The 24,076-nt window shown below is 45.3% G+C and carries 16 protein-coding genes and 5 pseudogenes; 6 read left to right on the top strand and 15 right to left on the bottom strand.

All coding sequences use genetic code 11. The annotated features are described in order from the left end of the window. Window positions 1-33 precede the first annotated feature (33 nt). The gene (locus ABIA61_RS10980; RefSeq protein ID WP_014280142.1) at window positions 34-291 is read left to right on the top strand and encodes a YqkE family protein; all 258 of its coding nucleotides are present in this window, start codon (window positions 34-36) and stop codon (window positions 289-291) included. A gap of 44 nt (window positions 292-335) precedes the next feature. On the opposite strand, the gene ABIA61_RS10975 is transcribed toward ABIA61_RS10980, so the two are convergent. Beyond that, window positions 336-506 carry a hypothetical protein gene (locus ABIA61_RS10975; RefSeq protein WP_404580721.1) on the bottom strand — a complete coding sequence of 57 codons (171 nt, stop codon included), beginning with the start codon at window positions 504-506 and terminating at the stop codon, window positions 336-338. A 116-nt stretch (window positions 507-622) separates the two neighbouring features. Between ABIA61_RS10975 and ABIA61_RS10970 the strand changes: the two genes are divergently transcribed. Together ABIA61_RS10970 and ABIA61_RS10965 are read left to right on the top strand one after the other, a co-directional pair. Next, the gene (locus ABIA61_RS10970; RefSeq protein WP_404520384.1) at window positions 623-1,300 is read left to right on the top strand and encodes a peptidylprolyl isomerase; all 678 of its coding nucleotides are present in this window, start codon (window positions 623-625) and stop codon (window positions 1,298-1,300) included. Window positions 1,301-1,988: 688 nt separating this feature from the next. After that, window positions 1,989-2,806, top strand: a pseudogene (locus ABIA61_RS10965) (IS630 family transposase). Between the two features lie 49 nt (window positions 2,807-2,855). Here ABIA61_RS10965 and ABIA61_RS10960 read toward each other — a convergent pair. Next, window positions 2,856-3,518, bottom strand: a pseudogene (locus tag ABIA61_RS10960) (tyrosine-type recombinase/integrase); the annotation flags it as partial. A 412-nt stretch (window positions 3,519-3,930) separates the two neighbouring features. On the opposite strand from ABIA61_RS10960, the pseudogene ABIA61_RS10955 reads away from it, so the two are divergent. Further along, window positions 3,931-4,146: pseudogene (locus tag ABIA61_RS10955) on the top strand (hypothetical protein); the annotation flags it as partial. 281 nt (window positions 4,147-4,427) lie between these two features. Here ABIA61_RS10955 and ABIA61_RS10950 read toward each other — a convergent pair. From ABIA61_RS10950 to ABIA61_RS10925, 6 genes and pseudogenes are all read right to left on the bottom strand, one after another. Further along, window positions 4,428-5,789, bottom strand: a complete 1,362-nt coding sequence (locus ABIA61_RS10950; protein WP_404520386.1) for an MFS transporter — start codon at window positions 5,787-5,789, stop codon at window positions 4,428-4,430. A 519-nt stretch (window positions 5,790-6,308) separates the two neighbouring features. Then, a pseudogene (locus ABIA61_RS10945) lies at window positions 6,309-7,057 on the bottom strand (SDR family NAD(P)-dependent oxidoreductase). Between the two features lie 608 nt (window positions 7,058-7,665). Next, window positions 7,666-10,095 carry a glycoside hydrolase family 2 protein gene (locus tag ABIA61_RS10940; protein ID WP_404520387.1) on the bottom strand — a complete coding sequence of 810 codons (2,430 nt, stop codon included), beginning with the start codon at window positions 10,093-10,095 and terminating at the stop codon, window positions 7,666-7,668. A 63-nt stretch (window positions 10,096-10,158) separates the two neighbouring features. After that, window positions 10,159-10,440, bottom strand: coding sequence for a hypothetical protein (locus tag ABIA61_RS10935; RefSeq protein ID WP_283654865.1), 282 nt, complete (start codon window positions 10,438-10,440; stop codon window positions 10,159-10,161). A gap of 134 nt (window positions 10,441-10,574) precedes the next feature. Then, the gene (locus ABIA61_RS10930; RefSeq protein WP_404520388.1) at window positions 10,575-12,857 is read right to left on the bottom strand and encodes a beta-glucosidase; all 2,283 of its coding nucleotides are present in this window, start codon (window positions 12,855-12,857) and stop codon (window positions 10,575-10,577) included. Window positions 12,858-12,903: 46 nt separating this feature from the next. Continuing rightward, entirely contained in the window at window positions 12,904-13,041 is a 138-nt protein-coding gene (locus ABIA61_RS10925; protein ID WP_283654863.1) for a hypothetical protein, read from the bottom strand. Between the two features lie 500 nt (window positions 13,042-13,541). Here ABIA61_RS10925 and ABIA61_RS10920 point away from each other — a divergent pair, with 500 nt between their 5' ends. After that, window positions 13,542-14,783: a helix-turn-helix domain-containing protein gene (locus ABIA61_RS10920; protein WP_404580720.1), complete on the top strand. Its 1,242-nt coding sequence runs from the start codon at window positions 13,542-13,544 to the stop codon at window positions 14,781-14,783. 1,887 nt (window positions 14,784-16,670) lie between these two features. On the opposite strand, the gene ABIA61_RS10915 is transcribed toward ABIA61_RS10920, so the two are convergent. The 4 genes and pseudogenes from ABIA61_RS10915 to ABIA61_RS10900 form a co-directional block, all read right to left on the bottom strand. Then, window positions 16,671-17,216: a 5'-3' exonuclease gene (locus ABIA61_RS10915; protein ID WP_283656208.1), complete on the bottom strand. Its 546-nt coding sequence runs from the start codon at window positions 17,214-17,216 to the stop codon at window positions 16,671-16,673. A gap of 19 nt (window positions 17,217-17,235) precedes the next feature. Further along, a pseudogene (locus ABIA61_RS10910) lies at window positions 17,236-17,406 on the bottom strand (MgtC/SapB family protein); the annotation flags it as partial. A 64-nt stretch (window positions 17,407-17,470) separates the two neighbouring features. Continuing rightward, window positions 17,471-18,907 carry an N-acyl-D-glucosamine 2-epimerase gene (locus ABIA61_RS10905; protein WP_283654861.1) on the bottom strand — a complete coding sequence of 479 codons (1,437 nt, stop codon included), beginning with the start codon at window positions 18,905-18,907 and terminating at the stop codon, window positions 17,471-17,473. Window positions 18,908-19,103: 196 nt separating this feature from the next. Further along, a complete protein-coding gene (locus ABIA61_RS10900; protein WP_404580719.1) occupies window positions 19,104-19,922 on the bottom strand; it encodes a YwaF family protein in 819 nt (272 codons plus the stop codon). A 91-nt stretch (window positions 19,923-20,013) separates the two neighbouring features. On the opposite strand from ABIA61_RS10900, the gene ABIA61_RS10895 reads away from it, so the two are divergent. Beyond that, window positions 20,014-20,226 carry a hypothetical protein gene (locus tag ABIA61_RS10895; RefSeq protein WP_283654860.1) on the top strand — a complete coding sequence of 71 codons (213 nt, stop codon included), beginning with the start codon at window positions 20,014-20,016 and terminating at the stop codon, window positions 20,224-20,226. Window positions 20,227-20,305: 79 nt separating this feature from the next. Here the strand turns inward: ABIA61_RS10895 and ABIA61_RS10890 are convergent, their stop codons facing one another. From ABIA61_RS10890 to ABIA61_RS10880, 3 genes are all read right to left on the bottom strand, one after another. Further along, window positions 20,306-21,577, bottom strand: a complete 1,272-nt coding sequence (locus ABIA61_RS10890) for a methyl-accepting chemotaxis protein (RefSeq protein WP_283654859.1) — start codon at window positions 21,575-21,577, stop codon at window positions 20,306-20,308. Window positions 21,578-21,824: 247 nt separating this feature from the next. Beyond that, window positions 21,825-23,180, bottom strand: a complete 1,356-nt coding sequence (locus ABIA61_RS10885; RefSeq protein ID WP_283656207.1) for a hemolysin family protein — start codon at window positions 23,178-23,180, stop codon at window positions 21,825-21,827. Window positions 23,181-23,319: 139 nt separating this feature from the next. Beyond that, a complete protein-coding gene (locus ABIA61_RS10880; RefSeq protein WP_283654858.1) occupies window positions 23,320-24,033 on the bottom strand; it encodes an SGNH/GDSL hydrolase family protein in 714 nt (237 codons plus the stop codon). Window positions 24,034-24,076: the final 43 nt, after the last annotated feature.

Raw genomic sequence — 24,076 nt, 5'->3', positions numbered from 1 at the left:
GCTGATATAATCGAATGGAATGGAGTTGATGACATGGCTAAAAAAAGAAATTCGTCTTCCCCCGCTCCTGCGGCTCAGGACAAACCTGCAACGTTAAAGGATCTGTTGAGTCAGGACGTGCTGAATAAGCTCAAAGCTCAGGCCAATGAAGCCCAGGCAGAGCAAGATAAACGTAAGGAAGACGAACGGCAGCGTGCCCTCGAAGCAAGAAAAGCAGAACAGAAGAAGCTGGACAACAACTTCGAGCATCTGCTGAATAACAGCAATTTGGACTGGCACAAATATAAATAAGCCAAAACCATCCCGGTTTTGGCTTATCTCCACGCTTGATTATATTATAGCCAGTCACGGATGTGTTGTACCGAGTACAGCACCCCTACCCAAACCGGCAGACTGAACGCCATCCCCCATATGAGACCTTTAGCCAGCTTTTTGTCTACCTCCACCATGATCCTGCCCCTTTCCTTGTGAATAGCAGCAGTATGGGTCAAGAATACGGTATTCAAACCCGTATTTCCTAATCCCAACAAAAAAAGGTATGATAGAAAACGGAAAAGTGCTCTGCGCTGCCCCAAACTATAATTTAGGATTTTACACATCTAATCTTTCAGGAGGAATACAAATGATCCGAAAAAAGATACGTCCCTGGTATATGCTTTGCCTGCTGGCTACCATGCTCGTGCTGGTTGCCGGATGTGGCACAAAAGCGACAGATGTAGAAGCCGCAAGCCGGACAAGCAGTACAACCCCTGCCGCGACTAAAGACAAAAGTAAACCTGTTTCCCATCCTGTCGTCACGATTGTCATGAACGACGGTAAAAAGATCAAACTTGAGCTGTACCCGGAAGTAGCACCGAACACCGTTAACAATTTCATTTCCCTGGTGCAAAAGGGCGCTTACAACGGTACGATCTTCCATCGTGTCATCCCCGGCTTCATGATTCAGGGCGGTGACCCGCAGGGTAACGGTACAGGCGGCCCCGGCTACAGCATCAAAGGCGAGTTCAAGAGCAACGGTGTCAACAATACGCTCAAGCACACGCGCGGCGTACTATCCATGGCCCGCTCAGCAGATCTGAATTCAGCCGGATCGCAATTTTTCATCATGGTTGCCGATGCGGATTACCTTGACGGTCAATACGCTGCTTTCGGCAAAGTAACGTCTGGATTAGACGTGGTAGATGCCATCGTGAACTCCAAGCGTGACAGCAATGATAAACCCATCAAACCAGCTACGATGAAAAAAGTAACCGTGGACACGCTGGGTAAGAAATATCCGGCTCCAGTCAAAGTGAAGTAAGATTATATCGGCCCTGTGCGTATGCATGGGGTCGTTTTGCATGTTATACAAAGATGTTTATCGTGTTCCACAGTAATGTTTACTTGGCTGCTGCCTCTGTGATGTAGTAAGAGTATATACACAAAAGGAAGCGTTTTCAATCATTATTTTTAAAGCTTTTTCACTGTTACAAGGGCCTGTCAGCGTTCGACAAAAGAAGCACTGAAAGAGATACTGTATGAGCAGTATAAGCCGTCTAATTGGATTTGGTTTCTACCGAACGTTATATACCCCTTCATAGGGAAAATTCATCTTACTACGATACTTTATCGAAAATAACCATATGTATCAAGCGAAATATAACATTTATTTATCCCACTATCTTCTGTCTTGGGAGAATATAATAAGGTAAGTATTGAATAAGAAAGTGCATGGTGTTGAATAAGGCGGAGGGTCTAGCCTCTGTGCGAAGCAGCACTCCACAGAATGAAGTTAGAGAACTTTTAATTCTCAATGCTTGCATCTGTATATAATTCTAGAGAATTAACACCACTTAGAATGAATTATATCATTTAACTTCATATGGAAGTAACTGCGGTCTGGATTGTCAACACTAAACTATATAGAACGCAATTAACAAACCAACAGAACCACTTCAAACGCCAAATCGGGTAATGAATAGTAAGATCAACCCAAGGTGGCGATAAAAATGAAGAGCGAAGAAATCGAGCAATTGAATAGAGCCATGAAAGAAACATCCGATAAACGGCTTTACGAAAGGTACTTGGCCGTACGTCTTCGTCTGGAAGGACACTCGTTTTTGGAGATCGGCGATTTGCTTGGTCGCATTCGTCAAACCATCAGTATCTACTGGAGGAGCTACCAAGAGCAGGGTCTTGCCGGGCTGGAAATGAGTCACTCCCCCGGACAGCCGCCTAAACTTACGGAAGAGCAGCGTCATCAATTAGCTGCTATGCTGGAGCAGCAACAGCCAGCGGATGTGGGCTTTGAAGCTCTCTATATCTGGACACTGCCGCTCGTAGCGAAGTGGATCAAGCGAGAGTTTGGCGTCACTATGAGTGTGCGTGGAAAGCAACGCCAAGTGCCAACGTACGGCAAACATGAAGGCGCCAAGTTGTTTGGAGCGATCCACTACGAAACCGGACAGGTGCATCACCGTGAAGAAGAAAAGGCTGATGTGGAGGCCTTTATTCGCTTCCTCCAAGATCTTCTGTCGGCGTACCCTATCGGGAAGATGGCTATGATTCTGGACAACAGCCGGATTCATCATGCCACGGGGTTGCAGCCTTTTTTAAAGGAGCATCCGCGTTTGCAACTCGTCTTTCTGCCACCTTACAGTCCAAACCTGAATCCGGTCGAAGGATTATGGTTGTGGCTCAAATCCGATGTGGTCAACTACGTCTTTTTTGAGAAGTTTTATAAGATTAGCTTCACGTCAGCCAGTTTATGAAGCGAATCAATAAGCAACCGATGGAAACGATTGATCGCCTGTTGATTAGGTGTTAATCTTAATTGCGGTTTAATTAGTTAATCATTTATCCATATTATTCACTGCATATTGTTCTTTATTACCTTTACGTATAACACGCACTAATGCTTTATTCATATCCAGATCTTCAAGGTTAATACCTGCCACCTCAGAGAGTCTAAGACCTGATCCTAAAATGAGGGAAACAATGGCTGTATCACGTTCACGATTCAATTGATGGAAATTGAAAATGCGTTTATTCTCTTTATTGATTTCTCCGTAATCATAGGCTACAAATAGCCTAAACGACTCAAAATCATCTTCTCTGAGAATTTTCCCTTCAATGCGATTGGCGATGGTTTCTTGGCTTTCTTTAACTACATTTAAATCCATTTTGTCCATGACATTGCGCTGGATATATGGCTTTAGGTCACTTGTTTCAGCTTTGTTCTGCAAGTAATCAAATAAGGATTTTAGTGATGACAATTTACGGTTAATGGTTAGCTTGGTATTCCCTAGTTGATACTCCAAAAAAGATAAAAAATTCTCCACTTCACGAATGGTTAGTTTCTCTAAAGTGGCTAAATTAATGTTTTTACGGCTATCTGCGATAAAGTTTTCTGCAACTAACCAATCAAAAAATATAATATAATCGTGGCAATAGTTCAGAAGCGTTGTGGGAGAAAGTTTTCGTTTTCTGCTATCAATAAATTCCGTAACAAACCACGGAAGATCATCAATTCGACTCATTTAATGAACTTTTATTTGTTTATTCATATGTACAACGACCTCCTTAATTATTATAATCTTTTAATAATTATTCGTTAAAATCATATTTTTCGTAATTATGTATGTCCTGCACTAAAATCTTTCTTGTATTGTTTGCCTGCATTACTCTCTTAAAAGGTCGATAAAATTGCCGCCCCCCCCCGAGGACTCAAAAAAGGAAACGGCCCTGCCTGTGCACAGGCAGGGCCGTCCCTCATGCAAATAAGTCGCCCCTACAGCAGCCCGAACCGCAGCTGGGGCTCAGGAACCTCAGGTTTCCCTTGCGGGTGAGCCGTGCCGTATCCCAATGCCGAGGAAAATGCTCGTCACATTGATAGACATTGTCTTTTCCCAGCCTTCGACAGTCAGGTCCATAAAAGACGTTGCGTTGGACACCCCCAAGCATGGAAGCTGGCTCAACATCGCTGAAATTGAGCAGAGCTCACTAACGATCCAGTGTCTGAGCCGACGAATCGCCTCGATGGAAGAATTGCAGCGTGAGGCAACGGCTTGAGAAGTCGAACGCAACCAGGCACAGAAATCGGGCGATTGGCAATTTACAACCGAGCAGGCGAGAGAAAAATTAAAGCACCTATATCCTGAAATTTGATTCGGTCAATGTACTAGTGGCTTGCGAAATTCAAAGGAAACAGAGCTGTTGGATCTTAGGGACTCACCAGAATAGCTGTTCTTGTCCTTTTTTTAGCCCGTCACAGCGGGGCAGCACCTATACCCGGTTTCATCTTTGTCCAGACTAGCCACCCCTTATATCTTCCTCCCGAACAACACGATTTTCGTTCTGCATTTCCTCCAGAAGATTTGGTTGACCCAATCCGTGCTTTGAAAAATCGGGCCTCCAGGGAAATACTAGTTCTATTTTTGACACAACGATTATTCTGGAACTTCTTCCCGTCTTTTCTTTAGGTCATCCAGAATGCCAACGTACTGCTTCTCTAGTGAGTAGAAAAATAACAAAATAGCCATGCAAATATAAGTGAATAATGGCAAATAAATATTCATAACAATGATCATCGATTTTGCAGTATCTGTCTGTATTAATGCGCCCTCCTGATAATGCCCGAAAGCAAGCAACCAGCCAATGAGTGCCGTTCCAAGCGCCGTACCGATTTTACCACCGAAGGAGTTCACACTATTCGTCAACCCAATAATCCGTTGCCCATGCTTCCATTCGCCGTATTCAATCGTACTCGTCATAAGCGGTCCTAGCACAATCATCAGAGGAATCACACCGAACCCTTGCAGTACGGATCCAGCCAGGCCAATCGGGATGCTGTTAAGATCAATGAATCGAATTAGAGAGCCCAGGATCCCAACTGCCAATCCGAAGATGGCAGTATTTCGCTGGCCCCATCGCTTGATGACAGGTCCAGAGACAAGAAAAACGAGTACCATCGGGATAAAAGAGAGCGCTCCCATGATTCCTACCAAATTAAGATTGCCCCAGATATACTTGGCGTAATACATCCCGGCTGAAGCGGATACAGCAAAATTAATATTCGAGATTAGTGCGATAAAAAATATAATAAGCCAATATTTGTTCGTAAAAAGCAGTTTAAGACCTTTTCTCATTGTATAGTTTTTCTTTATCTCACCGACATCTTTCAATTGTTGGGTATTATATCTTTCTTTGGAATAACGGAAGGTCAAAAAGATTCCAAGAGAAGCGATCAACCCCAGGATTGCTGTTAAAAGCGTCCATTCTTTCTTGCCTCCTCCAAGAGCATTGACAGCCGGAATGAAAGCCATGACGATGATTGCTCCTGTGAAATAATTAGAAGAGGCTCGTAATATCCCCATTAAGGTTCGATCCTGCTGGCTTCTTGTCGTTAAAGCCATTAGGCTCTGATAAGGAATCGATGTAGGAGTAAACACAAAAATATAAAATATGATGTTAGTTATAACAGCGTAAGTTATTTTTGCCCCTGGGCTTAGATCGGGAACGCTGAACAGCAGCAAAATGGATACAAATATCGGGATGATCATTCTTAGCAGCCAAGGGCGGGCTTGACCGTGCTTAGAACGAGTTCGGTCTAGAAGTACCCCCATTCCAATATCTGCGCCAGCGTCTAGAAGCTTGGTAAATAACAAGGCTGTACCTACAACACCAGCCGAAACTCCAACAATGTCGGTGTAGTAGAATGTCATCAGACCTAATAGGGCTGTCATGATACTCAATGCAATTGAACCTGCCGAATCACCGATTAATTCTTTAGTAGTAAGTTCCCGTTCCATCCAAAATTCAACTCCTTCGGTTAACATCCAAATATACGACAAAAGATTCGGAGAAGAAACTCTTCTCACGCACCACGGTCGTCTTGTCTCATGCTGTCATATTGAATTTGGAGCTCGCGCGGATACCTGAGGAGAAGTCGATGAATCACTTACCTCACCGAGTGATTCTCTTCGACATCTCACAGTATCCAAGCGGAACGGAATATTTATCCGCAACATTCTAATTGAAATTCATCCAGTATAGATTCAACACCCTGGTTCTGATGGTATTCACCGGGTTATTCACAAGACGGGCACAGTTAAGCTACCTTCTCTTTCAATATCATGCTTGCCAATAAATCTTCCATTCTTTAAAACAAGTTCAAATCAGCGTTCTTACATGCAATCAACATATTTCATCCCTGAACCTACTCATGCAACTTGTAAACATCATTTGGTATCCGCATACAATTCAACTAGCTATCGAACGGGCCTCAGAAGTAAGCTTGACTCATTCTGGGTGATATGGATTAACTGCGATTACAACGTCAGTCCACCGTCAACCACGACGACCGAGTCGGTCATATAACTGGACTTGCCTGAGGCTAGAAACACGACCATCTCGGCAACTTCGGCCGGGTCGGAGAATCGTCCCATCCTCATGGAAGGGAATTCCTCCGGCATATAGCCACTGTCTTGCATCATGGCTGGGACTGTCTGCGTCAGCGCCGTATCGACACCGCCAGGGCAAATAGCGTTGACCCGAACGCCTTTTCTTACGTATTCTATCGCTGCAGATTTCGTCAAGCCAATCACAGCATGCTTGCTTGCGGAATAGACGGCCATACTATGTTCGGAGCGAATACCTGCGGTCGAAGCAGTATTGATGACCGAGCCATATCCCTGCTTGCCCATAACCTTCAGCACATGCTTCAAGCCAAGGAAGACGCCACGGACGTTGACGTTGATGACTCGCTCGAACTCAGACAGTTCGATGTTCTCCAGCAAATTGAATTGTTGCAGAACTCCTGCGTTATTAAAGAAAGCGTCGATTCGTCCGTATTCGTCGATGGTTGCCTTCACGTACCATTCGACATCTTCGTTTTTTGAGACGTCGGCTTGCACGAAAAGACCCTCACCGCCTTGTTCACGAACAAGGTGTAACGTTTCTTCACCCGTCTCCGCATTGAAGTCGACGACAACAACGTTGAATCCAGCCTTGGAGAGCTGAAGCGAGGCAGCACGACCAATGCCACTGCCTCCCCAGTGATGATGGCGACGGAACCAATCGGTACGGTTCTATCCAGAAACTCACCAGTTTTAGTCTCGTCTGCCGGGCTTCTCTCATGAGGCTTCGTTTGAACGCCTTCTTCCCCGATGCCAGTCAGATCGGAAACTATAGCCGTGATTAACTCTTGGGGCATATTGGCTTGCGGAATGGCGGCCAGTTGCTTAAGCGACATGCCCTTGCCCATGCTCGCCATCGGATTGGTCGAGATTCCAGGCAAATGCTTCTCCAACACCGTGATCGCAGCTTTGTTCGCGAGCAATTCGCTTAATTTCGAGTTTTCGTTAAAGGCCATTTGTGATTCCTCCACTCTTTGGTTTTTTCAGCGTCTGCGTCTGTCATCGAACGCAGCCCAACACGCATGGATCAAATTGAAAGGTATCTCCCTCTTTATCGCCAGCAATGTGCCATCGACATAATGGACATGTCCGTAAAATTCATACTTGCCAGCAGGAGTATCACTTACAGCAACGGCAATTACTCCTAGTAAATCAAAAGCATAATAAATACAATATATTCCATACGGTCCCACTTGAACGTCTGCTGCATCTTGAAAAATCTCGTACCCAAAGGGTTAACTCACATTCCTGATGGAAAGTCCGAATTCCACTATTGTGCGTTAATTGTAATGGATTGCGGAGTACAGCCTTCAGCAGTGACTGTCAAGGTGATGACGCCTGCGTCGGTTGGACGTACAACCGCCAATGCTTTGCCGTCGAAGGTGGTATGCTCCTTCTCGAAGTAATTCTCTTCGGTTGCGGGGTTGGCACTGCCAAAGCCCTGAATCAAGCCAGGCCCCTCAATCATCACAGAAACCTTCCGGTCCATGGTGTTAAACAGATTACCTTGCTCGTCTTCCAGGCTAATCATTACGAAAGCCAGGTCACTGTCGGATGCGGCAATCTCTGTTCGGTCCGCTTCTACTGTGAGCATGACGGCACCGCTTGCCGAATGGAGTGTCATCCTGCCGGTTTCTTGTCCGCTAACGTAAGCCACCGCTGTAATTTCGCCCGCTTCATAGATGGTGTCGAATTCCGCTATAAAGCGTTGTCCTTCGCCTGCTTCAGCTTTTCCGACCGAACGCCCGTTTACCAGCAACTCGACTTCTTCTGCATCGGCATATACTTCCACTTTAATTGGCTTACTCTCATATCCGCTCCATGACCAGCTAGAGACAGAATCGCTCCAGCTCCAATTCGACAGAGAGGCTTTTTTAGAATAATGTTCAGGCCGCTGTACAGCGATATACGGAGCCGTGCGAAGACCGAATACAATCTCACGGTAATAGGATACGGGTCTCCGGTTGCCAAGAATATCAATGTCGCCGCACCAGCCTGTAATCCACGGATACATGCCTTGATTTGAGGGTGATGAGCTATCCACATCATATTGGACTCTTCCTATCCCCGCTTCCCCCAGATAATCCCATCCCGTCCAGGTAAAATCTCCAATGATCTGGCTAAGCTCTTTCACGAATTTCCAGTTAACATCGATTTTTTTCGGAAAAGTCTCGCTCCCGACGATAATCCGGTTAGGAAACTGTTCTATATCCTTAAGGTATCGTGATTCTGCATAATTGTAGCCCGCAATATCCACACATGCGAACGATTCTGCCGTTTGCGTCGTGCATAATTCGCTATTAACGATCGCCGAGAGGATGTCACCTAAATTGTTCATCGTTGTATTGATGCCGGAGTCTTCACTGATGTTAAAATGTCCAGCGTCAGCCATTTTAGGCAATTCCTTCATAACGGCCAGCAAGAAATTAACCGAGTTCGTGGTGAAGCGGGTAGGATCAAGGGAGTGAATCTTCTCCGCGATCTTGCGTCCCCACATTGAACCGATAGAGCTGCCCGTTTCCGGAATTTCGTTACCGATGGAATACATAATTACGCTTGGGTGGTTAAAATCTTTATCCACCATCGCTTGTACATCCTTTTCCCACCAAACGGGGAAGCTCAGCGCATAATCATATTCGGTTTTGGTAGAACTCCACATATCAAAGCTCTCGTCCATAACCAGCATGCCAAGACGGTCGCATGCGTCGAGCAGCGCTTTGCTCATCGGATGATGCGCGCTACGCAGCGCATTGAATCCTGCCTGTTTCAGAATCTCGACTCGCCGCTCATCGGCTCGATCAATGGTAGCAGCACCAATCACGCCATTATCGTGATGGATACACGCACCGCGCAGCTTGACGACCTTCCCGTTTATACATAACCCTTGATCCGCATCCAATGTTAGCGAACGAATGCCGAAGGTCGTTGACTCTTGGTCCACTTCTTCCTCGTCGGCCTTAATCGTCGTTCTGCACGTATATAGATTTGGCTCGTCTACATTCCAAAGTTTGGGGGACTTTACCAGAATAGACTGACGAAGCGTTGCCGGCTCGCCCGCAAAGGTCGTGACCGGAGCAAGATCAGAGGCAACAACCGTTCCATCCGCATCGATAATCTCAGTCAACACCTGCGCCGTCAAAGTGCTTAAGCCTTCATTTTCAATCACTGTCGCTACTTTTACGACTGCTCGGCCATCAGATATCTCAGGCGTGGTAATCTTCACACCATCCAAGGCAATATGCGTGAGATTGCCTACGATCAGCTTGGTATTCCGGTAGATGCCAGCTCCTGTGTACCAGCGGGAGTCTTTGTAATTATTAGCGATAACACGGATCTCATTTTCTTGGCCATATTTGAGGAAGCGGTCAGCCTTTACATAGAAATTGCTGTATCCAAAGGGATGCTGACATGCAAAATCTCCGTTAATGTATACCATCGCTTGATTGTATACGCCTTCAAACTCGATGGTGACCCGCTTGTTCCGGTACTCCTCGGGTACAAAAAATGACTTTTTGTACTCATATTCTCCTTCCGGATAACAAGCGATACTCGGGCTGCCGTCTTTCAGTCTCTCCTTCTCCCACATCGCATCATGCGGCAATGTAACAAGCTTATGCGGCTTTTTATCCGTATCGATCTCACCAAAGTAGCTAGGTTTTGGGCCAACCAGCCAATCAGCATTAAAAGATGTTTTAATCATTTCTAAGTCATCCCCTTCTTTTATATCAGAGCTTGGAGTTTTCTTTATTGTTCTTTCTTGGATTTACAGGGCCACACTAGACTGTATCTCAAGTTTATATTGGTTACGCGAAGACATCTTCGACGTTGTAGGACCCTGGAAATAATTTGGTATATCCATTTCCCCTTCACCTTCCATAAGGGAAACCTCTTCCTGAAGAAGTCTGGTTCGTGGATATGCATTTTCCTTCTTAAGATTCAGATCGTGCCAAGCTTCAGTGAAATGGGCAAAGTAAGAACCAAACAGGACAAATTTCTTGACTCTCGCCTGCTTAGCCAAGCGCGCCAGCCGCTGAGTCGGGAGCACATCCGATGCCTCCTAAAATAAATACTTTTTTCATACTCGTACACTCTCTTGGCTGTCGATTTCAGTTTTAAATCAGAAAAATATGCTTTCAGCTGAACACTGAAAAAGATATTTTAAAATCTTGGATTGTGCATTTATTGGCGAACTGCCGCGTTCAAATGCTCCAGAAGCATGGAGAGCGTCTCCTCCGTAAGTGCTCCACCTGTAAACGGAATTAAAGCCCGCAGCGACATATAGCGCATGGATGCCTGAATCATCTCCGCAGATACAGCATCTGAATGTGCATTTTCGGCCCCCTGGGGAGCCAGCCCCTGCATTTGGGCCAACACCGCCGTCGTTTTCGGATTCGAAAGCAATTCGCCTAGAGCTGTATTTCGATCGTATACCGGCACGATTTCTCTCGTAGTAGATTCCACCATAACTTTCGTTTGCAAAGCGATATGCCGTGAAGAGGACCCTAGTAGGATATCAAATCCCCCACTCTCCACGTGCCAGTCCTTGCGCTCGACACTGTAGTGTGCAAAGCTTCGTTTTTCCAAAGTGAAAGTGATGGTTTTCTCTTCTCCGGGTTTGAGCGCAACTTTGGCAAAGCCTTTCAGCTCTTTCTCAGGGCGGCTTACCGTGGATTCACAATCATGGACATACAGTTGGACCACTTCCTTGCCAAATACGGGACCTGTGTTTTTTACATTCACGGTTACAGAGAGCGTTTCGTTATCCTTAATTTCAGTCTGACTCACGGTTAAGTGGGAGTATTCAAACCGGGTGTAGCTTAGACCATAACCGAAAGGAAACAAAGGCTCGATATCTTTCATGTCATAATAACGGTAACCTACGTAAATCCCTTCCCGGTATTCGACGCGGTCGCCATCGCCAGGGAAGAACAAATAGGATGGATTGTGCTTCAAGGATTGCGGGAACGTTTCCGCTAATTTACCGCTAGGGTTGGCATCTCCAAACAACAAGTCAGCGATAGCCCCTCCGGCAGCCTGACCGCCCAAATATCCCTCCAGAACAGCCTTGACATCTTGGAGCCACGGCATGAGAATCGGTGATCCGTTGCACAGCACCACAACTACATTGGGCTGAACGGCAGCAACGGCAGAGATGAGTTGCTGTTGATTGAGCGGCACATCCAGATGAGAACGGTCATAACCTTCTGATTCATAGCGGTCGGGCAGACCCACTACGAGTACAGCTATATCTGAGGCTGCTGCAGCCTTTATCGCTTCATCAAGCATAGACTGGTCGGATTCGTCCGAGTCCTGATCGTAGCCCTGCTTGTAAGTAATGGACGCGGCAGGTCCTGCGGATATCGTAATTTGCTCATAAATGCTGTCCAACTGTGTAGGCTTGATATGAGAGCTTCCTCCACCTTGATATCTAACCTTTTCAGCCATTTGCCCGATAATTGCGACTTTTCCTTCCTTTTTCAAAGGAAGGATTTGATTCTCATTTTTCAGCAGGACCATCGTTTCTCTCGCAACTTCTCTGGCCAATTGATGATGGGTTGTCTGATTATAGCTGGCATGTTCACGCTTGGAATCGACTGCTTTAAAAATGACATGCAGCAGCCTTTCTACCGCTTGGTCCAGCTTTTCTTCGGATAATTTGCCGTGGTTTACGGCTTCAACAATTTGCTTGGGCCCTTCTCCGTTCGAAGAAGGCATTTCCAGCTCCATACCGCCGGCAATACTGGCCACAATTTCACTTACCGCAGCCCAGTCGGAGACCACGAATCCTTCGTGGCCCCATTCTTCTTTCAGAATGGTTGTCAGCAAGTATTCATTCTCAGAGACATAAGATCCATTGAGCTTATTATAGGCTGACATGACGGTCCATGGCTGAGATTGCTTTACAGCCTTTTCAAAACCGGTCAGATAAATTTCTCTTAATGTACGCTCATCTACAATGGCATCTGTTGTCATCCGTCGATGCTCCTGGTTATTAACGGCAAAATGCTTCAGAGAAGTCCCGACACCTTGACTTTGCACACCTGCGATATGCGCTGCAGCTAATTCCCCGGTCAAATAAGGGTCTTCCGAGAAATATTCGAAGTTTCGTCCGCACAGCGGCGAACGCTTGATATTGGCGGCAGGTCCAAGGACGATAGCTACATCTTCTGCCTGCGCTTCCTTGCCGATGGCCTCACCCACAAGCTGTACCAGATCGCGATTCCAGGAACTGGCCAAACCAGCAGCTGAAGGGAAACAGGTGGATGGTACACTCTCATTGAGACCCAGATGATCCGATTCCCCGTCCTGCTTTCGCAGACCATGCGGGCCGTCAGTCAATATAATGGACGGAATACCCAATCTGTCTACGGCTTGGGTTGACCAGAAGCTGGCTCCAGAACAAAGTTCTGCTTTTTCGTTCAATGTCATCTGTCTTACCATATTTTTAATATCACGATTCATTCTTCTCAACACTCCTCGATTATAAAACTCTGCAGGCAAGCTTTAACTATTGTTCCAGAACGATCGCCGCGAGCTGAAGGTCCAGTTCATTCAACAGCTCTTCCGGCGCCTCAAAGGAAGGATAACTAGCAAGGTCACGGATTGAGGCTTCTCCCCCAGCCAACCATGTTTTGTCCCATATCAATTACTGTTTCACCCGCTGGTGTAGTCATAATCTCAAACTTCAGTAATGCTGACTTTTACTTCCTTGCTTTCTACCGGTTGCAAGCTCACATTTTCGAATGCCAGTGGAACAATGTTGTTACCAGCCTCATGTGTAGTAAATTAAAACTATTCCACTAAATTATTATTTAATGTTTATTTATGGTTTTTTTAGTTTTAATTCCAATAAAATCACATACGTTCTTCTCTAATCTGCTACGTTCAATTTTCCCTCACTTACCCTCTCAATGATGGGCTTCTAGTTTAGCTAAATTCATGTGATCACTGAAATAGTATTAAAATTCGTAAGCGCTTACCACAATGAATTAAAATTTTCTACTCTGTCCTATTATTCAGTGAGTCTTAACCCCTTTCGTTTTCTTAAAAGTAAGATAAGTCTTATTATAAGGAATAAGCGTTTTTGATTGTGGTATGATTATTATATAAATCATACAAATCATCACTGAAAATGAGGTGAAAATGATGAATGTGGCTTTTCATAAGCTTGCATTTTTAAGCAGGTTGATTTATGAATCCATACAACTTCCGGTTTTTTATCCAGCTTCAAATACTGATAATAGCATTAATGTAGAATCCAGTGATGATGCTAAAAACAGCATGTACTTTAGTCATCAGATCGAAATTGCTCGTTTACTTATGGAGCAGTCGATTCACAACAGGATTCCAAGTATTCATAAAACCCTCTTTGATGAGTCTTACATCACGATTCCATTCTCAGCAGAAGAACAAACAGTTTCTACAATCATTATTGGCCCTGTTTATTCATATCCCAGTTCTGCGGAAGAAAACAAAAATTCATACCATGAGCCTGACTTAGATGACAAATTTCAGCAGTACGTACAACAATTATCTCATGTAAATAACAAGCGTCTTTATCATATTTGTATCCTTGCTTTCTATCTTTTGAATGGTGTATGGTTAGACATTTCGGATGTAATAAGTAGCGATTTCCTTATTATGGATGATAATAATTCAATCAGAAATAAAGTGGATTTAATTATATCCAAACAACGTGAGCTATCTGAGTATAAGGATGGGCGTGACCTGGAGGAACGTGTTCTTCAAATTATCAAAGATGGAGATAAAACTAAATTGCTTAGTATGTCTTTTTTTTCAGCTGCATCTCATTTTGAAGAAGGAGGGCTGTTAGCCAAGTACAGCCAACTCCGAAACATGAAAAATTTGAGTATTTGTACGATTACATTAGCTTGCCGTGCTGCAGTAGAGGGAGGATTATATACAGAAATTGCATACATGATAAGCGATCATCATATTCAACACATTGAGCAATTGTCTGATATAAAAGCGGTAGAATATGCAACTTTTAATGCATTGGTTGATTTTGTAGAACGAGTGTCTAAAGCAAAACGGAAGCACCTCTCCAAAGCCATATCCTTATGTCAGGAATATATTAACAAACATATTTATCAAAATGTGAATCTTACTATTTTGGCGGATTTAACCCACCTAAAGCCAAACTACTTAAGTCAAAAATTCAAAAAAGAGACAGGCATCACGATAAGTAATTTTATTCAAATGGAAAAGGTCGAAGAGTCAAAAAAATTACTGCTATTAACAACTGATTCTATTCACAGCATTGCTTTGCGACTGAGTTTCTATGATCAGACCCATTTCGTGAAAATATTCCAAAAACATACCGGGGCAACGCCTGGTCGATATCGCAGAGAGAATAAGCTAAGATAGAGCATACTGCTTGAGCACTGAAAAGCTGCTTGATTTCCTGTCCATTAGTTAAAAAGCAGCCGAACGTACTGCTGTAGTGCTCCGTTTTCCTGTTGGCATAATTTATCTTACCTTGAAATCATCCTCTTGGTGAAGTTTGAGCAGGCGGTCAATTTGTTCTATGACCTTCTGGAACGAGCCTTTGCCCCGGATTAAATCATGCTCCTGTTCAAAGCCTTCAATGGCGATCAGAAGTCAATATTTGCATCGCCTAATGGGATTGGCAAATTCACCAAAGTAAACTGATTAACTTCATCGGTGTGAGTTTCCCAGATTCCCCATACAAGCAGTATCTCATACTCACAGAATACAAATTAAAAGCATCCTGATATTTTCGCAAAATAGAAATTTCATAAAATCAACTACTCTCATCCATACAACTATATATTAGTTGTAATTTCAATGACCCAATACAAGAATACAGTTATGCTCAATTAATTTTCTGTACCGCTTTAACTTCAAATTCATGATCCCAATTTCCTGTTTGTCCCCTAGGTTAAACTTTCGAAATCCTGAGATTAAATTGGATTCAAGATCTTCTATTTGCACGAAATAGCCCGCTATTAGAAACTACCGCCTCTTCAAGTAGCAGCCAATCTAAATCAACACCGAAATTTAGTTTCAGAGCAATTATGGTTTCTAAAGATAGTTTGTATTTATCTTTTTTCCAATTCACTCAATGTCCCTTGTGATACACCAATAATCTGTAAAAATTCAATTTGATTAAGCTTGTTCAATTTTCAAATGTTTTTTATTTTTTTCCTATATTCTTTACCGTTTCACCTGCTATCCATAAAGTACAAACAGCCCCGAAATAAAGAATTTTTCATCGGGACTGTTTAGGTTAGATATTAATTTGTCCTGTAGGTAAAAATATGTATAACAAAACTTTATTGTAATCGAGTAAACGTAATTTTCCTATTAGATAATGTTTGTCTTACTTCTTGTTATAAAAATCAGGCTGTCCTTTTTCACCTTAAAATAGGATAATTCAGATCCATCATTAACAGATGATTTTGGATTTAATTAACCTTTATTCCCGTCCTTACTGGGTTCGCGGGGATTTTTACTGTCTCATTTAGATGCTATAATCAGTCTCATTTAACTATAAAATTAGTCCAACTGATTTTATAGACCACAGCGATTTCCTTATCAGTTCTGTGTTGAAATAATTTCAGATACAGTACTTTTTTCTTAAGTGCCTAATGTGTCTAGCTGGCTTGTGAAGCACTCTAAAATCCTCTATTGTAACTGTGGTGGTTGCCCCAATATAAAGGTGATGTTTGAACCTCCTCGAACGGCCCAACATGAAAAGAATCCCGATAAAACTTCTTGAAATAATCCCTGCTCAGCAAGGTATCGGAATGTGCGGTCTGTATCTGAAATTAATTACATGCTGACCACTCGCGCCTGTAAAGAAAGTTGTCTTACATACCACGATTTATAAGGATAAATGCACACAAAATCCAAGAGAAAACTTTCATGTAACAAAGATTTACCTGAATTACTGAGTTGTCTTTGTATAATTCAAAATCAACCTAAGCTACCTTTGTATGTTTAGGATCGCCTTCCTCACTCTTTTATCCAACAACGCCGTGCCCAACAATGAAGTCGGTTTGATACTTCCCAGCATTAGTCAATGTTCTGGTTAAAATAATTGACCTAACCATTCACTACCTTACCGAGTATATTTACAAGAGCGCCAAACTCCAATTCTTCAAATTTCCTTGAGGCAGCCTCATAACGTAGATCCCATAGACATTCATTTAAATTACATTCAATAGGCACATCAAGTCGAATTCTAGCCAGATCTCTTGAAAGATGTAACATTTCCAAGTTTTCTTCAATTTACTTCTCGATACTTGCTGGAAGCATCTCAAAACATTCGAGACAGCCTTCAACAGATCCATACTCATTCAACAGCTTAAGGGCAGTCTTTTCACCTATACCTTTAACCCCAGAGTAATTATCACTAGAATCTCCCATAAACGCCTTTAAATCTATCACCTGTGAAGGAGTTAATTGCCTTACAATAAAAAGTGTCTCTAAATCATACACAGTGTAATTTGATCTTCCCTTATTCATAATTATTAATTTCACCTTTTCAGTAATCAACTGAAGCATGTCATGGTCTCCGGTTAAGATAAACACCTCAGAATCCTCCTGAAGCTTATTTGATATAGTACCAATACAATCATCCGCTTCGTACCCTGCTAAGCCAATATTGGGTACACCCATTTCAGCCACTACTTCTTTGACTAAGTCGAATTGTGGCAGAAGTTCAAGTGGAGCTTCCAAACGATTTTGTTTGTATTGGCTGTAGCTCTTGGTACGAAAAGTACTTCTACCCATATCCCAACAACAAATGACATGCGTTGGGTTAAAATTTTTAATTGCATCAAAAAAGTGCTGTTTGATCCTGAAAACCGTATTTGGATACCACCATCATGAGCGACGCGCCGATACCGACAATGAAATGCGTGCGAATGCCCGCCTCCTTCATCCGACTTTTGCGTTCATAGCCGATTAACGCGCCGCACAAGCCGGCGAACATGACCCGAATCAGATAATCCCAATCCCACATACTCTTTTCACTCCACTACATTTTATTTCTCGAACAGATGTCGTACCTTGTTATTACCCCAATTTTAAGGAACTGGCACTTCATGCTCCGGCAGATTGCGGTGTGCCTTCCTTCCCTTGAGCAGCCATAGCTTCGGTGTATCCTGTACCCCTTCAAGTCTCAAACTGAACGCCCTCGGCGGCAAATTACGTATACGTAGCAGCAGACGGTTACCGTCTGCCGCTGCGTCCACAAGCTCTAATGGCCTCAGTGAATCGTTCCTGCCTGTGCGAATCAGATCGCCCGTGGCATCAGCCGCACTCTCCCGGCTCCAGACACGCAGCTCATTCACAGACGGCGTGGCAATCCGCTTGCTGAAAGAAACGACCACCTCATCATCTGCGGTCGATCTTTCCGCACAAAGCGGGATGGGCGGCTCATCGTACATATAGCCGCCCAGATGGTATTCGTAGGCGGTCCAGGCGTCATAACCGCCCTCCAGGGCGGTAGCCCCGAACTGCCGGGTCCATTCGCGGTCCCGAACCATACTCGCGAGTGAACCGATATCCGCCTGCACCCCGAGGGGCAGATTCGGATAAGCGGCGCGTATCCCCTGCGCTATGCGGGCGTAGCCGCCAATATAATGCGGCGGCAGGCGACGACGCATCCAGTCCGGCCAATGGGTCTGGAGCACATGCATATCCGGGGCTACGCATCGGATCATCGCTACTGCGTCCAGCCCCTGCCATTCCCGTAGCTGGCCGGGCACATCGCCGCGCCCGTTCACGGCCAGCGACCACGTCGCTACGCAGATGTCCGGCCGGACATCACGCACGCCGCCTGCGCCGTTCACCAGCTCGCCGATCAGCGCGTTCACGGCGTCCACGCGCAGATCGACCCACTGCGCGTACAGCTCCGGGACCTTCCGGTAGTAATTCCGCGTATGCTTGTCGCGGAAATCCGGAATGTCCTCACCGCTGCGCTCGCGGAAGGCCCGCCGGGCATGCGGGCCAATATCCCCGTACACTCCACTGCGCAGCCCGTTCCATTCGGGAAAATAAGGCTCTGCCACCTCGAACCCGTCAAACGGAATGTCGGTGACCAGCCGGGCAGCGGCTTTCTTTTTCCACTCTACGTATTCCTGTGCAAAATGCGAAAGCCGCTGAAACCCGTCATTCGGTTCGCGCAGCAGTTCCATGCGCCATCCCTTCCACTCTGGCGGCAGCTGTGACACACCGAAGGAACCATTGCCAAGCACCATCGCCCATACCGCGATTTCCCTGCGTTGAAAGGCCGCAACGAGCGCTCCATCTACTTCATTTTCACGCACAACAAAATAATGAACGGTCCGGTAGCCTGCAAGGGCGATTTCATCGGCTATACTGTCCAGCGAACGGTTGGCGTAATAGGGAAACAACGGATCTATTTGAATACTGGGGCCGCTCAGCGCCCATGGCTTTATTTTTCCGGTCAAAGTTATAGATCCTGTTGATTGTGTCCCGTCATTACCGTTATAGCTCAATTGGTTCCACCTCCGTTACCCGTCTCTTCGCTATATGCTCCTGCTGGTTCGCCTATGCTACCATACTTCGCAAATTTGTGAAATGCAGACTTACAGACGGAAATGCAGCACATACTGCTTCACCGTCAGCAATCAGGATATTGGAATAAAGAGTCAGATTAGCTTATGAGCGGATGAGGAGGAAATTACTGATCCCTCAGCGCAGTGTTTTCTCTGTGCTATGGTCTTCCCCAAGACGTTCAGCTCTGTGCACAGCTCCTTTGCGAAAGCGGGCATATAGCCTGCCTCCAGGCAGCACCTCGAACAGTAACATCGTAAGAGAAAAGAATAAGAGCGCAATGACCTCTTCTGCCAAAATATACAGCGGATATGGTCCCAAAACATCCAATATCGACGGTGTTGACGGCTTTCCGGCAAGAAACATATAGTTTGCTCCGAGTACATTATCTACGAGCCAAACGATCAGCGCCAAGCCATTGAGGAAAAGCATTGCTCCCCCAACGCCCTTCCACGTCGGTTTCAGTCCTTCGATCCATGTCATGTACAAGGCAGCCCATATAATGGCACTATGAGCCACAAAAAAATGAATAAAACGATAGTGCGGAAAAACGTATGCCAAATTAGGCGTGAGTACCGCTTGAAGCGCTCCTCCAATTCCGGCAAAAAGTATGATCGGATACAGCCAGCGGCTACGGAAAATCAGCATCAGAATCGACAGCAGCAGCGTCACACTGCACAGCTCCAGCGGCAATGATGTCTGAGCATCCCAAATGTGCTGCGTCACATACCATATATTCAGAGTTACCTCTGACAGAATGAGTATGGTAACCAGGAGCCAGCGAATCCCCTCACTTAACAGCTTATGCGACTGAATCAGGCCCCGAGTCAGCCAAAGCAGTAAAGCACATAAAATAAGCCCTAGTACAGCCAGCCAATGTGACGAAGTAAAAGCCTCGAATCCTTCCGGTGCAGCAGCATCGAACCAGAACCAGGACCATGACCACGGCTTGTCCATCAAAAGCCCCCTTCTATCTTTTTTCTCTTTCTTGCTTGTTCGACACCTTAGCCTTTATGATAAAAGATATCATATTCAAAGGAGACCTCTCATGCCCATTAATCGCCGTTTGATCACAGATCAGGACTTCACCGAGGCGTTGGAACGACATCTTCGTGTCCGCATTTTTCAGAATGACCAGTTGATTGGTTCGGGCGGAGTCATTATCCGTTTTGACGATCAAACTATAGTCGTGCAATCCAGTGTCAGTGATCTGGCCTACCATCCCAGAAAGCAATGTGAGTTTTTTGAAATAAAAAAATAATCGCTACACACCGGAGAACCATCTTGCTTCGTTTTCCGGTATATAGCGGTTACATTTGCATGTTCTGACACGTTACGTTCTACAGCTGCATTCCACGAGTTTTCATCATGAGCTTGTTCGTAAGCACTTTCAAGTCCTCGGAAGAAGACGAAATTTCCTGCATAATAGCTGTTTCCTCATGAGCGGCTGTATAAATCTTGTGCGCACCTTCCGAGAAGGCTCCTGACATTTGCTGAATACGATTGATCTGCTCGAAGGTTTGATCTACCCGATTCGTTTGCTCTGTCACAGCTTCTTCCATTAAGCGAATACCTTCAACAAATTCACGCACAATCGAGTTCAAACGACTCAACGTCTGATCCACCGAGCTTGTCCGTTCCGCTTCAGCACTGACCAGTGATGTTTGCTGGTGCATTAATTGTACCGTTTCCACAATTTGCGACTGCACACGGCTAACGATGGCATTGATTTGCTGCACCGATTCCGTGCTTTGTGAAGCCAACGCGCGAATCTGGTGAGCGACTACGGCAAACCCGTTACCTTCTTCTCCGGCACGTGCGGCTTCAATGGAGGCGTTCAGCGCCAGCAAATGAGTTTGTTCCGCGATATCCTTGACGGTGCTTGTAATCGCTTCAATTTGTGAAGCTTCCTTTTCCAGTCGTGCAATGACCTGCTGCGAACGACTATGCGAAGCAGTCAGCTCCCCCATTCCCTCCATCAGGGATGAAAAAACCGTCTGCGTCGAATCGACCGAATGCTCCATGTGGCCTGACAGTTCCAGCATATGGCCCGATTTGCTGCGCATCATTTTAAAATCGCCCAACATTCGATCCGCTGTTTCAATAGATTGGACAGACGCATCCTTTTGCTGCTCTACGCCTTCCAATATATCCTCCACCACCGAAGTCATGGATTCAATCTGTGCCGTAGCCTGTACAATAGCCGAACTAAGGTTTTCCGCATTTTGTGAAGTCGCTCTTGAGCTATACGATATCTCGTTAAACATATCCTTGATGTTTAGCATCATACGCCGGAATGCATCATAGAGCACCTTGATTTCATCATCTGAACGACGCTCAGGAATGACTACGGACAGATTCCCTGTCGAGGCTTCCTCTGCCGCCTTTGCCAGTCTAACAATCGGACGTGTGAGGAGTTTGGAGATCAACCACCCCAAAATGCCACTCCACAGAACGCCCATTAACAGAATGATTGAGATATACAACCATTCCTGCGTACCTTGAGCAAGCCAGTCCTTGAGTACAAAAATAAAAAAAGCGCTTGTTCCATAGGTGATTGCAGAAATAGCGACAAATGCAGCAACCATTTTCGTACCTAGTGACATTTTCATGTAATGTAGCCCACCCCAAAAAACTCAAATTTGATTCCATTTTACCATATAATTGCTACATTTCTAGTGGTGTTTTTCACAGACAACCTTATTTATGAGCATAAAGATAGAGAGACTTTAGGCCCTCCACCTTAACAGCCAAAAATAACATGTAACAGGCATCAGCGTACATTAAAAAATGGACGGACCGCACTTCTGCTTGCTTTTCAGGCCATTCGTCACCTATTAAACCATTGATTTCAGGCACTCAACCATTCCACCATTCGGAATTATTGTCATTTTCCTGTTCACCAGCTGTTTTTTTGACTGCTTCAATTGTGTCTATTTGGTGACTGTTTTTTTCCAGTACGGTAAACTCCCATGAGCCTATGGTCATACTCTCTCCCTGTCGGATATCAAAATGCTCTGAAAGCATCCATCCGCCAATCGTATATACGTCTCTGGCCTCAATATCCGTCTCCAAACGCCGATTGACTTCATGAATGAGCGCTTGCGATTTGAGTATGTAACGATGATCGTCTGTTTTTGTAATGAGAGGAGTTAGTGCCGCAGGCGTTTCGGTATCGGTATAGGAAGGAATGTCCCCTACAATCTCCTCCATAATATCCTCCAGTGTGACCAATCCGGATGTGCCGCCATATTCGTCCACCAGCACCGCTACGGGAATACGCCGCTTTTGCATCTGAATCAGCAGGTCCCGGGCCTGAATGGTTTCAATCACCTGAAGCACCGGATGAATATAGGAAGCCATCGTGGTATTCCCTGTGCTGTGCCCTCGGGCCAAATCATGCAGCGCTTCCTTCACTCGGATCATCCCGATAATACGATCCCGATCCCCGTTTTCGGCTACAGGCAGAAAGTTATAGACCTTGTCCTCAATCAGCTCCATAAACTCTGCTACCGTTGCCAGATGAGAAATGGAGCGGATGTGAATACGTGGTACCATAATCTCTTGCGCCGCGCGGTCGTCAAAATCAAATACATTGTTCAGGTAGCGATATTCTGTCGGAGTAATTTCACCACTGCGGTATCCTTCGGATAATGCCAAACGCAGCTCTGCCTCACTGAGAGCCGCATCTTCCTCGGAAACCTTTTTCAGCCCGAACAGTCCCGTAATAACACGCGAGGAACGGCTGAGTACCCAGTTCAGCGGATACGTCATTTTATAGAAGATCGTAATGGGACGGGCAAAAAACAAAGCCATCGGCTCCGCAATCTGTATAGCGAATGTTTTGGGCACCAGTTCCCCGATAACCACCTCGAAATACGTCAAAATCAGAAAAGCCAGCAAAAAGGATAATACTCCCGTGAGTCCGGCAGGAATATGTGCCAGCACAAACAGCGGATGCAGCAGCTTTTCAACCGTAGATTCCCCGAGCCAGCCTAACGCCATCGAGGTTAACGTGGTCCCTAGCTGACAAGCAGATAAATACTCGTCCAGCCGGGACAAAATATTTTTGACAGCTTTGGCATTTTTATTCCCTTCGGATGCAAGCTGATTGATACGGGATACCCGTACGCGAATAATGGAATACTCGGATGCAACGAAAAAAGCAGTTAACGTAATCAGTAAAATGACCAGGATAATATTCACAGTTTCCACAGCCCTCTCTTGCCCCGCCATACGAAGCAAGAAGCCCCCTTATGGCGTTCATTTTTGGATGGACAGATCCTTATAAGTCATTATGTCCATAATCGTGTATTACCCAAAAATGATAAGGAGTAGACTATGGTTGACCAAGTTAGCGAATCGCCAGCGGACTCTTTTGTACGATATCTATCCATTGATCAGCTATCAACTGGTGCCCAACCGCTGTCGGATGAACTCCGTCATGCAGCCAATAGGAGGCGTCCGCCTTGGTAGCTGCCTCGTTCAGCACGCTTTGGAGCGGCACAAATACGGCCCCAAATTCGTCCGCAAGCTGACGCACAAGACGCTGGTAGCCCGTTATTTTTTCCTGCCAAATGTCCCATCGTGCCTCGGTAGCTCCTGTTTTCAAAATAAACGGCTCACACAGCACCAGCCCGGTATCAGGCAGTACTTCACGCGTTTCCTCCAAAATGTGGCGATAGGCTCGCTCAAATCGGTCCGTCACCCCGGACGGCTCCTGCTCCACGATCCGCCAGGCATCGTTCACTCCGATCAGAATACTGAGCAGGTCCGGCTTCAGGCTAAACGTGTCCTCATTCCAGCGTGCATACAAATCCGAAACCCGATCCCCCGAAATCCCCCGGTTCACAAATTCTGGCTGCGTAGCAGTCAAACGGCTCCCCAGTGCACCTGCGATCAGATACACATAGCTCTGACCCAGCCAATGGTTCGCGTCCTCATTCCGTCCTCTTCCTCCATCTGTTATGGAATCACCCTGAAAAAGAATACGTGTGCGTCCTGTATTAGTGCTGCTAGTCATATTCCACATTCCCTCCTTAACCTTTTCCAATAATATCCTTATCATACCTCGTATTCCCCAAATTAGAAAGCGGTTTCAAAACTTGAGA

Source organism: Paenibacillus sp. RC21, from assembly GCF_044907935.1.
In the GTDB taxonomy this organism is placed as follows: Bacteria; Bacillota; Bacilli; order Paenibacillales; family Paenibacillaceae; genus Paenibacillus; species Paenibacillus terrae_A.
This window is presented reverse-complemented; position numbering and strand designations above follow the sequence as displayed.

Excerpts from the sequence above, each read along its gene's own strand:
- ABIA61_RS10980 (WP_014280142.1), top strand. The coding sequence starts at position 34 with ATGGCTAAAAAAAGAAATTCGTCTTCCCCCGCTCCTGCGGCTCAGGAC.
- ABIA61_RS10950 (WP_404520386.1), bottom strand. The coding sequence starts at position 5,789 with ATGGAACGGGAACTTACTACTAAAGAATTAATCGGTGATTCGGCAGGT.
- ABIA61_RS10895 (WP_283654860.1), top strand. The coding sequence starts at position 20,014 with ATGCCCATTAATCGCCGTTTGATCACAGATCAGGACTTCACCGAGGCG.
- ABIA61_RS10890 (WP_283654859.1), bottom strand. The coding sequence starts at position 21,577 with ATGAAAATGTCACTAGGTACGAAAATGGTTGCTGCATTTGTCGCTATT.
- ABIA61_RS10970 (WP_404520384.1), top strand. The coding sequence starts at position 623 with ATGATCCGAAAAAAGATACGTCCCTGGTATATGCTTTGCCTGCTGGCT.
- ABIA61_RS10920 (WP_404580720.1), top strand. The coding sequence starts at position 13,542 with ATGAATGTGGCTTTTCATAAGCTTGCATTTTTAAGCAGGTTGATTTAT.
- ABIA61_RS10900 (WP_404580719.1), bottom strand. The coding sequence starts at position 19,922 with ATGGACAAGCCGTGGTCATGGTCCTGGTTCTGGTTCGATGCTGCTGCA.
- ABIA61_RS10940 (WP_404520387.1), bottom strand. The coding sequence starts at position 10,095 with ATGATTAAAACATCTTTTAATGCTGATTGGCTGGTTGGCCCAAAACCT.
- ABIA61_RS10880 (WP_283654858.1), bottom strand. The coding sequence starts at position 24,033 with ATGATAAGGATATTATTGGAAAAGGTTAAGGAGGGAATGTGGAATATG.
- ABIA61_RS10930 (WP_404520388.1), bottom strand. The coding sequence starts at position 12,857 with ATGAATCGTGATATTAAAAATATGGTAAGACAGATGACATTGAACGAA.